The sequence below is a fragment of the Brevundimonas sp. genome (assembly GCF_003248455.1).
Lineage (GTDB): Bacteria > Pseudomonadota > Alphaproteobacteria > Caulobacterales > Caulobacteraceae > Brevundimonas.
In genome coordinates this window covers 1-11,240 of the sequence record NZ_QFNM01000058.1, presented here as the reverse complement: position 1 = coordinate 11,240, position 11,240 = coordinate 1, and the positions used below count along the sequence as shown (strand labels likewise).

13 protein-coding genes and 1 tRNA gene are annotated in these 11,240 nt (G+C 68.9%); 9 read left to right on the top strand and 5 right to left on the bottom strand.

What is annotated here, in order from left to right:
* A partial coding sequence (locus tag DI624_RS15570) for a hypothetical protein (RefSeq protein WP_291540305.1) occupies positions 1-99 on the top strand: 99 nt, incomplete at its 5' end.
* Positions 100-285, top strand: coding sequence for a hypothetical protein (locus tag DI624_RS15565; protein ID WP_291540303.1), 186 nt, complete (start codon positions 100-102; stop codon positions 283-285). It abuts the gene before it with no gap.
* Between the two features lie 16 nt (positions 286-301).
* Here DI624_RS15565 and DI624_RS15560 read toward each other — a convergent pair whose 3' ends face one another.
* Positions 302-805, bottom strand: a complete 504-nt coding sequence (locus tag DI624_RS15560) for a DUF1543 domain-containing protein (protein ID WP_291540301.1) — start codon at positions 803-805, stop codon at positions 302-304.
* An 11-nt stretch (positions 806-816) separates the two neighbouring features.
* Positions 817-2,481 carry an FAD/NAD(P)-binding protein gene (locus DI624_RS15555; RefSeq protein ID WP_291540299.1) on the bottom strand — a complete coding sequence of 555 codons (1,665 nt, stop codon included), beginning with the start codon at positions 2,479-2,481 and terminating at the stop codon, positions 817-819.
* 247 nt (positions 2,482-2,728) lie between these two features.
* On the opposite strand from DI624_RS15555, the gene DI624_RS15550 reads away from it, so the two are divergent.
* The 6 genes from DI624_RS15550 to DI624_RS15525 all read left to right on the top strand — a co-directional run bounded on the left by DI624_RS15550 (position 2,729) and on the right by DI624_RS15525 (position 7,035).
* Complete coding sequence (locus DI624_RS15550) at positions 2,729-3,781, top strand: isoaspartyl peptidase/L-asparaginase family protein (RefSeq protein WP_291540297.1); 1,053 nt, start codon at positions 2,729-2,731, stop codon at positions 3,779-3,781.
* A gap of 400 nt (positions 3,782-4,181) precedes the next feature.
* Positions 4,182-4,448, top strand: a complete 267-nt coding sequence (locus DI624_RS15545; protein WP_291540296.1) for a hypothetical protein — start codon at positions 4,182-4,184, stop codon at positions 4,446-4,448.
* Positions 4,449-4,503: 55 nt separating this feature from the next.
* Positions 4,504-5,523, top strand: coding sequence for a fumarylacetoacetate hydrolase family protein (locus DI624_RS15540; RefSeq protein WP_291540294.1), 1,020 nt, complete (start codon positions 4,504-4,506; stop codon positions 5,521-5,523).
* 60 nt (positions 5,524-5,583) lie between these two features.
* Entirely contained in the window at positions 5,584-6,120 is a 537-nt protein-coding gene (locus DI624_RS15535) for a CcdC protein domain-containing protein (protein WP_291540292.1), read from the top strand.
* A complete protein-coding gene (locus DI624_RS15530; protein WP_291540290.1) occupies positions 6,117-6,941 on the top strand; it encodes a hypothetical protein in 825 nt (274 codons plus the stop codon). Before DI624_RS15535 ends, DI624_RS15530 begins: the two co-directional genes overlap by 4 nt.
* A gap of 9 nt (positions 6,942-6,950) precedes the next feature.
* A tRNA-Leu gene (locus DI624_RS15525) sits at positions 6,951-7,035 on the top strand.
* Between the two features lie 12 nt (positions 7,036-7,047).
* Here DI624_RS15525 and DI624_RS15520 read toward each other — a convergent pair.
* Both DI624_RS15520 and DI624_RS15515 read right to left on the bottom strand, forming a co-directional pair.
* Positions 7,048-7,899, bottom strand: a complete 852-nt coding sequence (locus DI624_RS15520) for an alpha/beta hydrolase (RefSeq protein ID WP_291540288.1) — start codon at positions 7,897-7,899, stop codon at positions 7,048-7,050.
* A gap of 69 nt (positions 7,900-7,968) precedes the next feature.
* The gene (locus tag DI624_RS15515) at positions 7,969-10,014 is read right to left on the bottom strand and encodes an AsmA family protein (RefSeq protein WP_291540286.1); all 2,046 of its coding nucleotides are present in this window, start codon (positions 10,012-10,014) and stop codon (positions 7,969-7,971) included.
* 177 nt (positions 10,015-10,191) lie between these two features.
* Between DI624_RS15515 and DI624_RS15510 the strand changes: the two genes are divergently transcribed.
* On the top strand, positions 10,192-10,509 hold the full coding sequence (locus tag DI624_RS15510; protein WP_291540284.1) for a hypothetical protein: 318 nt from the start codon (positions 10,192-10,194) through the stop codon (positions 10,507-10,509).
* Positions 10,510-10,583: 74 nt separating this feature from the next.
* Here the strand turns inward: DI624_RS15510 and DI624_RS15505 are convergent.
* Positions 10,584-11,240, bottom strand: a 657-nt coding sequence (locus DI624_RS15505; protein ID WP_291540282.1) for a prolyl oligopeptidase family serine peptidase, incomplete at its 5' end; no start/stop codon positions are given.

The window sequence follows — 11,240 nt, the reverse complement described above, 5'->3', positions numbered from 1 at the left end:
AAGGGCAACGAAGGCTTCGGCAACGGCAACTTCCAGGCCCTGTTCGACTCGATCGAGCTGGACCAGATCCGTCGCGGCGTCATCAAGGTCGACGCCTGAATGAAGATGCGGCCGCCCGCCTGGCTGCCCTGGCTCGGCCCGGTCCTGGCGGCCGGGGCCGGGGCCTTGGCCGGCGAATACTGGCTGGGCGGCGGCTTCTGGATGGTCCTGATCGCCGCCCTGTTCTGCGGCTTCGTCCCCATCGTCGGCTATCAGGTGTGGAAGCGGCTGCATCACCGGGGGTGACGCGCGCCCTCTCGCATCAGCGGAGCGGGGTGTAGCGACAGGTGAAGCTCGGATCGCCGGACATCGGACGCGGCGTCAGGTGGATATGCATCCTTCGGGCCTGGGCGGCGGCGTCCAGCGCGAAAGCCTGTTCCGCCTCGTACATCTCGTCGCGATGGGCGTCGCTCCATCCCGACGCCAGTTTTATGGCGCGTGACTTGGCGGACTGAACCGTGGCGGCGACGACGAAGACGTTGCGGTGCTGCTCGGCGAAGGCCACGCCGTCGTAACCGCCCAGGTTCACGTAATAGAGCTTTTCCTCGCCTGCATACGGCTCGGCACGCAGGCTGACGTCATAGCCGTCCGCGTGCGAAATCTCCGACCAGCAGTCGATGTGCAGACTGCCGGCCCTGCCCCACCATTGCGCACGCAGGGTGTCGTAGGTGGCCTCTATCGAAGGGGCGGCGATAAAGCGCATGTCGTGCACTTCGATGTTGGCGCCGGGGTGCTCGCCGCCGATGTAGATCGCAAACAGCTTCATCAGGTCTCGCTTCAGGCCGCCGAGGCGGCGGGAAGGGGCGCTCGCTTGTCGCCTTCGACCACCAACGCCAGCCGGCGCCCCACGATCCCGCCCATTTCAAAGGAACTGGTGATCCCCTGGGCGAAGGGGTGGCGGCCCATCAGGAACGGCAGCGCCAGACAAAAGAGCCTGTCCGGCGGCAGAGGCGCATCGACGGGTCGGAAGACCTCATCGACGGCGATGCCACGGACCACATCCGGGGCGTCGTTGGCGATCTCGTCGCGAACGATGCCCTGTTCCAGCAACGACAGGAAGGGAAACTGGATCGCGGCCAAGGCTTGCTGACCCGTCGCCTCGATGAACACCGGAAAATGCCGGGTCCGTCCGGCGATCGTCACGTCAGCCCCGCTTTGCGGATTGCGGATGTCGATGTCGTAGTCTTCGCCGAGGGCCAGAACCTCCAGCTTGCCCGCCTCGTGCAAGGCCAGCATCCGCTCGATCGATTCGTGCGGGACCCCGGCGTAGACGTCGACGAAGACCGGCTTGAACACGCGATTGAATCTGTCGAACTGCGCCGCATCCAGATGGGGCACGATCACGGCGACCACCTCATGCATGCGCAGGATGGCGTCGCGCCACGCAACCGTGACCTTGGCGGCGTGATTGGCCCGCGCCTCCTCGAGGTTGAGAGCGGCCCAGATGAACGGGTCGCTGGCCGCACGCCGCGCGAAATAGGCCTGGGCGAACGTCTCCAGCGTCGCCTCGCCCAGTCCGGTCTGTGCGGCGTAATCGGGATCGACATGGCTCAACTCGCGCCGAAACAGGTCGAACACCTGGTCCAGCAGCTGGCCCGTGTCCTGGGCCGCCAGGGCCGCGACCGCCTCTGGGGTGCAGATTTCGAGCGGCGCGTGCGGAAGCGGAAAATAGAAGTCCGCTTCCGGCAGGATGCCCTTGCGCGACATCATGGTCAGGCGGAAGGCCTGGGCGTCCGGCGCAGGCTCGTAAACCAGCTTGCCGCCGCGGCGCACGAACGCGCCATGCGATCCCGCCAGTGCGACGGCGGCGTCGATGGCCGTCAGGGACGAGCCGCGGATGCCGATGTCTGTCGCCGGAACGTCCGCCAGCGCAGAGGCCGGCCACGGACTGAGGAAATAGCCGGGTCGTCTCTGCTGGCGCGTCGGCCATTGGTGCCCGGTGGCCAGGACCACATGGTCGAAGACCGCCTTGGTCGCGCGAAGCGAGGGCGGCGAGACGAAGGTCAGTTCGATTCCGTCGCGCGTATTGGCGGCGTCGACGACGCGACAGTCGGTCATGACCTCGATGGCGACGCCGTCGGCCCTCGCCCGCTTCACGATGGCCGCGAACTGGTCCTCGAAATAGCGGCCGAGGGCGAGACGGGGCACGAAGCTGCGCTCGTCCAGCGAGGCGGCGTCCACATCAAGCGCCTGCAACTCGGACCGGGTGCGCGAGGCCAGCCATTCCGCCAGGGTTTCGGTGACGGGAGGGATCTCCACGCTGGCGATGTTCGAAAGCATCGCGCGGTCGTTCCATTCGGCGCTATAGGGGCTGCCCGCGCCTGCGGAGCTACGCGCCTCGATCACGGTGATGCGCGCCGCGACGGCGCCTTGGGACAGCAGGGCGTGAAGGGCGTAGAGGGTGGTCGGTCCCGCGCCGACAAAGGCGATTGATGGCGTCATGGCCCCACAATGCGCGACACGCGCAAAGGCGCCACGGCGAATGATTTTTCCAGCGCGAACAGCCGCCTCGGGCCAGCCAGCGCGTCCGATCTGCACGATAATCGCACACGAAACGTCGCCAGGGCCGCGCAGGCGTCATCGCCGCCAATCCGCTTTTTCTTTGCGTGATCGGCCTGACACGCAAGAGCCTTGGGCTACAGTGGCGAGGCCACGTCCTGCCGACGACGGCGCCCGGAGGAGTTTCGTGATGCGCGCGGCCATTTCCCTGCCGACTGCACTCTTTGCCCTGTGTTTTGCATCGGCCCAGGCGCAGGAGACGCCGCGCTGGTCTCTGGCCATCCACGGCGGCGCGGGCGTGATCGAGCGGTCGAGCCTGACGCCCGAGCAGGACGCCGCCTATCGCGCGGCCCTGCAAGGCGCGCTGGACGCCGGTTCGGCGGTGCTGACCAGCGGCGGCTCGGCGCTGGATGCGGTCCAGGCCGCCGTCCAGCTCATGGAGGACGATCCCCTGTTCAACGCCGGGCGCGGGGCGGTCTTCACCGCGGCCGGCCGTAACGAACTGGACGCCGCCGTCATGAACGGCGCGGACCTGACCGCCGGCTCCGTCGCCGGCCTGACCACCACCCGCCATCCCGTCGCCGCCGCCCGCGCGGTGATGGAGAAGTCGCCCCACGTCATGCTGATGGGCCCCGGCGCCGACGCCTTCGCCGCCTCGGTCGGGCTGGAACAGGTCGACCCGGCCTTCTTCTTCACCGAGCGACGCTGGCAGGGCCTGGTCAAGGCCCTGACCGAGGCCGGACAGCCCATCCCCGAGCGCCCCGCCGGCGCCCCCTCACCCCACAATCAGGGCGCCGAAATCGCCCCGCCCCTGAACGAGAAGAAGTTCGGCACGGTCGGCGCCGTGGCGCTGGACAGCCAGGGCCGCCTCGCCGCCGCCACCTCCACCGGCGGCATGACCGCCAAACGCTGGGGCCGGGTCGGGGACGTGCCGGTGATCGGCGCCGGCACCTACGCCTCCAACGCCGACGGATGCGCGGTGTCCGCCACCGGCGACGGCGAATATTTCATCCGCGCCACGGTCGCCCGCGACATCTGCGCCCGGATCGGCGCGGCGACCCCGCCGCAGACCGCCGCCCAGGTCGAGATCGACGAAGCCAGGACGCTGGGCGGCCTGGGCGGCGTCATCGTCATGACCCCGGCCGGCGCCCCCGTCTTCGCCCTGTCCACCTCGGGCATGTATCGCGGCTCGGTCTCCGCCTCGGAGCCCGCCCGCGTCGCCATCTACGCCGATGAGGATTGAGCCGCTTCAGACTCTCGTTTTCCAGGCCGACCCACGCCGCCTTCCCTTCCATCCCTTCATCCTCGGGCTTGTCCCGGGGATCCCTACGCCAGGTGCTTCCGCAGCGGACCCGATCTTCCAAGTCGGGAATATGGATCCCATGCACAGGGCCTGGGATGACGAAAAGATGGGCCGGACCCTCCTATTCACGTCGCTACATACTTTGAAAAAATTCGCCTTTTCAGGTTTTCCGCCCAATCGACCTGACATGACCCCGCACGGGGTTACAATGCCCGGTCGGAGAGCCGGGCCTGACAGCGACTGCACGAACTGCACCCTGTCTTTCCGTCGCCGCCGATAAGCCCGCTCGCCGATTTTACACCATTCATACTATTCACACCCTCTTTTTCAGACCGAGCCCATGCCCGCCCTCGACGACGAACTGACCGTGATGGCCAACGAGGAGCTGGACGCCGCCTGCGCCATGCCCTTCGTGGAGTTGAAGAAGATCACCCCCTGGGGCGACAGCTACGAGGGGTTCGCCCCCTCGGGTCGCACGGTCGAGGTCGAGCGTCGCTATCTCTGGGCCGTCGAGCCGGAAGGCGGCGTCATCGTCGAGGTCGAGGTGCGCGACCGCGCCGCCCGCACGGGGGCCGAGGCCCGCGCCCTGCTGACGCCCGGCGAATGAGCGGCGTGATCGCCGCCCGGTTTCCAACCGAATCAAATCCGTCTAGGCCCAGGTCATGAAACTCGCCTCGCTCAAGCACGGCCGCGACGGCCGCCTCGTGGTCGTCTCAAAGGACCTGAACTGGTTCACCGACGCCTTTCTGATCGCCCCCACCCTGCAGGCGGCGCTGGACGACTGGGACGTCTGCGGCCCGCGTCTTCAGGCCCTGGCCGACAGCCTGGAGCACGAGGGCGTGCCGCGCGGCCGCTTCCACGAGCGCGACGCCGCCTCCCCCCTGCCCCGCGCCTATCAGTGGGCCGACGGCTCGGCCTATGTGAACCATGTCGAGCTGGTGCGCCGCGCGCGCGGCGCCGAAATGCCCGACAGCTTCTGGACCGACCCCTTGATGTACCAGGGCGGCTCGGACGGCTTCCTGTCGCCGCGCGATCCGATCCCGCTGGCGGACGAGGCCTGGGGCTGCGACCTGGAGGCCGAGATCGTGGTCGTGACCGGCGACGTGCCGCAGGGGGCGACGCGCGAGGAAGCCCTGGCCGCCATCCGCCTGGTCGGCCTGGTCAACGACGTCTCGCTCAGGAATCTGATCCCGGCCGAACTGGCCAAGGGCTTCGGCTTCGTCCAGTCCAAGCCCGCCAGCGCTCTGTCGCCCGTCCTGGTCACGCCCGAGGCGCTGGGCGACCGCTGGAAAGACGGCAAGCTGCATGGCGTGCTGACCGTCCAGTTGAACGGACAGGATTTCGGCCGCGCCGACGCCGGGGTGGACATGACGTTCGACTTCGGAACCCTGATCGCCCACCTGGCCAAGACCCGGTCGCTGGTCGCCGGAACCATCGTCGGTTCGGGCACGGTGTCGAACAAGGACGCCGACGGCGGCCCCGGCAGGCCGGTCTCCGAAGGCGGCCTGGGCTATTCCTGCATCGCCGAGCTCCGCACGGTCGAGACGATCCTGCGCGGCGCCGCCGAGACGCCCTTCCTGCGCCACGGCGACACGGTTCGCATCGAGATGCTGGACGACCGCCACCACACCATCTTCGGCGCCATCGAACAGACCGTGGAGCCGCTTCCCAGCGACGCCTGACACGGCTAGGTTGATCGCCTTCGCCTCGGGGGAGGCGATCATCCTTGGGGAAGACGCGCCGTGCCGCCTGAAAAACTGATCCCGCTGGCGATCATCCCGATCATGCTGGTGGTCATGCTGCTTAAGAACCGCAGGAAGCGGGTGCTGCGTCCGCATCTGCTTTGGGTCATGCCGGCCATCGTCGTGCCGCTGATCGCCTTGGGTCTGTGGGGCGCGGCCCAGACCCCGCACGTCGCCCATGCCCCGTTCGGCCCCGCCGCCTGGGCGGTGCTGGCCATCGGCGGCGTCCTGGGCGGGGTCGCCGGCTGGTATCGCGGCAAGACCGTCACCATCGAAAAGGAGCCCGACGGCTCCTTGATGGCCCAGGCCTCGCCGCTGGGCCTGATCCTGCTGGTCGTGCTGTTCGCCGGCCGATCGCTGCTGCGCGACCTGATCGAAAGCCACGCCGCCGCCTGGCATCTGAACGCCCTGGCCGTCACCGACGCCTTCCTGGTCTTCGCCATGGGGCTGATCGTCCTGCAGCGCGTCGAAATCTACATCCGCGCCCGCCGCATCCAGTCCGGCCGTTTGGACAGCCATGTGGAGGTGGTCGCTTGACCCGTTCCCTCGTCGCCGCCGCCGCCGTCGCCCTGACCGCCCTGTCCGGCGCCGGCCAGTCCGCCGGCCAGTCCGCCGGCCAGTCCGTCGGCCAGGAAACCGCCCCCGCCGGCGAGGACTGGGATCTGATCCGCGACGCCAAGACGCGGACCACCCTGGCCTACGTCACCACGACGCCGGGCCTGTCCATCGCCATGCGCTGTGTGAAGGGCTCCTATTCCGCCCTGCTGGTCGGCCTGCCCGAGGCGACGCGCGGCGCCAAGACCCGCCCCCTTCAGATCGCCTTCCGCGACGAAGAGCAGAAGGAATGGCGCTTCAACGTCACGACCAACCGCACCGGGGCGGTCGCCGACTTCCCCGCTCCCCTGGCGCGCGAGCTGCGCCAGGGCGGCCGGCTGCAGATCGTCGTGCCGGACGGCGCCGCCCCCGGCCGCAACCTGCGCTACGATCTGAACCTGCCCGGATCGGGCGCCGCCATCGACGAGACCCTTCGGGCCTGCGATCGCCCCCTGGTCGATCCGCGCGATCAGGAGTTGGACGCCATCGGCGAGGACGGTCTTCAGGTCGGCATGCGCTGGGACCGTCAGATTCGCCCCCGCTATCCCGTCAACAACTACGCCGAAGGGTTCGCCGTGACCACCTGCGTCGCCCAGCCCGACGGCAAGCTGCGCGACTGCGTCATCGAAACCGAACACCCGGCGGACGGCCGCTTCGGCGGCGCGGTCCTCGACGCCGTGCGCAGCGCCACCGTGGCCTATGACGGCGACCAGCCCTCCGCCCCGCGGATGATGGCCTTCCGCGTCAACTTCGTCATGCGGTGAGCTTCCGCTGCGGGCGTGGTGGAATTGGTAGACGCGCTGGACTCAAAATCCAGTTCCGAAAGGAGTGCCGGTTCGACCCCGGCCGCCCGCACCACTCTTCACCGGTTCAGCCCAGCTGCCGGTGGAAGAAACCCGTCACGTCGGCCAGCACCGTCGCCTTCTTGCGGAACAGGGGCGAGAAGGTCGCGATCAGGTCGGCGTGGTCCAGGCCGGGATAGAGTTTCGCCTCCGACCGGCCGCCCACGGCCCGCATCCGTTGGTCCAGGATGATCGTGTCCTCGTCGTGCACCACCACATCGGCCGTGCCGTGGCCCAGCCAGATCGGCGGGGCGTCGGCGCGCACGAAGGTCACGGGCTGGGTCAATGTGAGGTCCGGCGCCCGGCCGAAGGCGTTCCTCGACGCCGCCACGTCCAGGGGCAGAAAGTCGTAGGGCCCCGCCAGGCCCGCCGCCGCCCTGATCAGCCCGGGCCGGCCCACGGCGGCCATGTAGCGCCGGTCCAGCGCGATCATCATCGCTAGATGCGCCCCCGCCGAATGGCCCAGCACGCCCAGACGCGCCGGATCGCCGCCATGAGCGCCCACGACTTCGGCCGCCCTGGCCGTGGCGGCGGCCGCATCCTCGATGAAGGCCGGAAACGCGACCTGGGGCGCGATCCGATAGTCCGGCAGGGCCACGACGAACCCCCTGGCCGCCAGGGCCTGGGCCGCCCAGCCATACTGGTCGCGCGAGCCGGACTCCCAGCCCCCGCCGTAGAAGAAGACCAGGGTCGGATACGGTCCCGGCGCCTTGGGGGCGTAAAGGTCCAGGCGCTGGCGGGACTCGTCGCCATAGGCGATGTCGCGCGCGACGCGGCGCACCCCGGGATCGCGCGGCCCCAGGGCGTTCAACAGGTTCAGCGGCGAACAGGCCGCCGCGACCAGGCCCAGGGCGGGAGCGAACAGGCCGCGGCGGGTCATGCGTGATCTCTCATGGGCCTCGATACGTCCGGCGGGCCGATTCGGTCGCCGCCGCCGCCGCATTTCCTATCACCTGGCGTTGGCGATCAGTCGACCGCAGTCGGCGTCCTCGGCCAGGCCCGGATCGACGAAGGCGAACAGGGCCGTCACCGGCGCCACCACCGCCCCCAACAGACCGGCCAGCCCGCCCTGTCCGACCACCTCGCCCACATCGACCCCCACCTTGGGCGCGGTGAGCGGGCCAGAGACCGTGATCGGCGCCCACAGCCGCAGCAGGCGCGGCTTCTTGGATTCGCCGTCGATGCGCAGGTTCAGCGTCTCGGCGCCCAGGTCGATCGACCCCTTGCCCTGGGCAAGGACAACGTCGGTGTCGATCACGAAGGTCCGAGCGGTCGCCGTGCCGTTGTTGACGCCGAAATCGGCGACGGCGCAGCGGATCCGGCTTTCCGACTGATCGCCGCTGAGCAGTTTCAGCAGACCCGCGCTGGCGTTGATGCCCAGCAGCTCGGCGAAGGCGGCGCGCATCCGTCCGTTCGGCACCACCAGGCTCAGCGAGCCCTTCGAGGCGGCGGCGAAGTCGTGGATCGAGGCGCCCGGCCCCTCCAGCCGCGCCCGGCCCAGGGCGCGACCGCTCAGCGGGACCGATCCGTTGCGCGCGGGGACGATCGATTCCAGCGGATAGCCGGCCAGGCGCAGATCCACGGCGTTGTACGGCGTGTCCTTGGTCGCATCGATGCGGGCCGCGCCGTTCAGTTCGCCACGATTGAAGTTGAAGCTGATGGGATCCAGCTTCAACACCCCATCCTTCAGGTCCGCCCCCAGGTCGACCGCGCGCACGTCGAACTCGTTCGCCTTCACCGAGGTCGCGCGATAGGTCAGGGTTCCATCCATCGTCCGCAGCCGTTCGGTCTGCAGCTTGGCGTCGGGCAGCAGCTTGCCGCCGACCACGACCGGGGCCTCGGTGTCCGTGCCCGCCGCATTGGTGCGGGTCCGCGCCCCCAGGACCGCGGCCAGGTCGTCGATGTCCAGCCGGCGCGAGCGCAGTTCGGCGTCCACGCGCAGGCGCTGGGCGGCGTCCACCCGCACCTCGCCCGACAGGTCCGACGCCCCGACCCGGCCGTCGAAATCCCTGAAGGTCCAGACCCGCTCGTTGCGGTTCAGCGCCCCGGACAGCCGATAGGGCGGCGTGTTAGGCAGCGTCACGCCGGTCAGCAGATAGAGGTCCGACAGGTCGCGCCCCTGCATCGTCAATGTGGCGTCGAACCGGCCCAGGTCGAACGGGCGGGTGATGGCGCCCCTGGCGCTCAGGGACGATCCTGCGCCGCTGACATCGGCCTGGAAATGATAGGGCCGGTTGCGCCGGATATTGATGAAGGGACCGCCCTGGATCTTCAGCGTCAGCGGCGAGCCGTTGACCGCGCCGCGCCCCTCCAGCAGGAAGCCCGCGTCGCCGTTCGCCCCCTCGCGCGCGTCGACGGCGGCCCGCAGCGTCATGCGCCGCCGCTGCTCGTCGAACGACAGCTGGCCGTCGGTGATGACCAACTGCTGGATGACCGGCAGCTTCATCCCCTCGCCCGTGTCGGGCTTGTTCGGGTTCAGCTGCCAGCTCTTTCGCCCGTCCCTGGTCGCGATCAGCACCACCTTGGGCCGGGTGAAGCTCAACAGCGGCATTTCGATCTGGCCGGCCAGCAGCTTGCGCAACCGCACCGAGGCGCGGATTTCGTCCACGTTTGCGGTGTCTTCCTGGCGCGCCCAGTCGGGGCCTCCGATCTTCAGGCCGCGCACCACCGCCGAAGGGGTCCAGCTGAACAGATCGACGTCCAGATCCCCGGTCAGGGCGATCTCCCGGTCGTATTTGGCCGAGGCCCAGCGGCCGATGGGTCCGCGCAGCATGTTCCAGTCGAAAAGGGCCAGGAACAGCGCCACCGCCAGCGTCAGCGTCAGAACAAGGCCCAGCGCCCATTTCTCCGGCCTCCCCGGATGGCGGGCCGCCGCATAGACCGGGTCGTTGTCGCGCACCCAGTCGCGCCAGACGCGCGCCCTGGCCGTCGCCGGCGCCACGGCCCGACGGTGGAAGTCCGATCCGAAATCTCGCCAATTCAGGGGTTTCGACAAGCGCACGCCTCCATCTTGGAAAAACAAACGCGCCACGGGCGGTTTGGCGCCGCAGCGTCAACATGGCCTCGCTTGTCGCCGATCTGACGTCGAACTGTCGTATATTCTTTACAATCGAACGGATCGGCGCATATTTCGTCCAGACCCTGATCTAATCCGGGGCTGGAGGAGGTTCCGATGACCCGTTTCGCTGCGCCTGCCCTGATCGCCGCCGTCCTGACGGCCGCCGCCGTTCCCGCAACGGCCCAGACGCCGCGCGAGGTGTCGCCCCGGACGCTGCGCGCCGAGACCCTGCGGTCCGTCATGGTCTGCGCCAGCGACATCGAGGCGCGACGGACCTACCAGCAGGCCTATGGCGCGCCCCCGGCCTTCGTCACCGCCCAGGAAGCCCTGGCCGCGCGCCAGTCGGGCCGCCGCTGGGCCGCGCCGCGCTGCATGACCGCGCACCAGTACGACCGCCTGGCCGGCCCGGCCGTGCAGCGCGCCTCGCTCTGACGCGCCGAGAACCGCAATGAAAAAGGGGGCGCGGTCGGCCGACCGCGCCCCCTCTTCCTTTCGCCCGACGCCGATCAGCGCGCGGGCGCCAGATATTTGTTCAGCCAGCCGAACACTTCGTCGTGCCATTGCAGGCTGTTGGCCGGCTTCAGCACCCAATGGTTCTCGTTGGGGAAGACGATCAGGCGGCTGTCGATCCCGCGCCGCTGCAGGGCGGTGAAGGTCGACAGGCCTTGGGCGGTCGGAATGCGGAAATCGCGGTCGCCCTGGACCACCAGCATCGGCGTCTTCCAGTTCTCGACGTGGTTGGCGGGGTTGAACTTCTGATAGCCCTCGGGATTGGCCCAGGGGGTGCCGCCGTATTCCCACTCGGTGAACCAAAGCTCCTCGGTCGAATAGCCCATGCCGAAGGTGTCGAACACGCCGTCGTGGTTGACCAGGCATTTGAACCCGTCCGACCAGTTCCCCGCGATCCAGTTGATCATGTAGCCGCCGTAGGAGGCGCCCAGCGCACAGGCGTTCTGGCCGTCCAGGAAGCCGTATTTCTGCTGGGCGGCGGCCCAGCCCTTCTTCAGGTCTTCCAGCGGGCGGTCGCCCCAGTGCTGGCTGATCGCGTCGGTGAAGCCCTGGCCGTAGCCGGTCGAGCCGTGGAAATCGATCATCACCACCGCATAGCCCGCGCCCGCATAGGTCTCGGGGTTCCAGCGATAGGACCAGCCGTCGCCGAACGA

What these genes read in the sequence shown, in the direction of transcription:
- DI624_RS15545 (WP_291540296.1), top strand. Translation starts at nt 4,182, where the DNA reads ATGCCCGCCCTCGACGACGAACTGACCGTGATGGCCAACGAGGAGCTG.
- DI624_RS15555 (WP_291540299.1), bottom strand. Translation starts at nt 2,481, where the DNA reads ATGACGCCATCAATCGCCTTTGTCGGCGCGGGACCGACCACCCTCTAC.
- DI624_RS15510 (WP_291540284.1), top strand. Translation starts at nt 10,192, where the DNA reads ATGACCCGTTTCGCTGCGCCTGCCCTGATCGCCGCCGTCCTGACGGCC.
- DI624_RS15540 (WP_291540294.1), top strand. Translation starts at nt 4,504, where the DNA reads ATGAAACTCGCCTCGCTCAAGCACGGCCGCGACGGCCGCCTCGTGGTC.
- DI624_RS15550 (WP_291540297.1), top strand. Translation starts at nt 2,729, where the DNA reads ATGCGCGCGGCCATTTCCCTGCCGACTGCACTCTTTGCCCTGTGTTTT.
- DI624_RS15520 (WP_291540288.1), bottom strand. Translation starts at nt 7,899, where the DNA reads ATGACCCGCCGCGGCCTGTTCGCTCCCGCCCTGGGCCTGGTCGCGGCG.
- DI624_RS15560 (WP_291540301.1), bottom strand. Translation starts at nt 805, where the DNA reads ATGAAGCTGTTTGCGATCTACATCGGCGGCGAGCACCCCGGCGCCAAC.
- DI624_RS15565 (WP_291540303.1), top strand. Translation starts at nt 100, where the DNA reads ATGAAGATGCGGCCGCCCGCCTGGCTGCCCTGGCTCGGCCCGGTCCTG.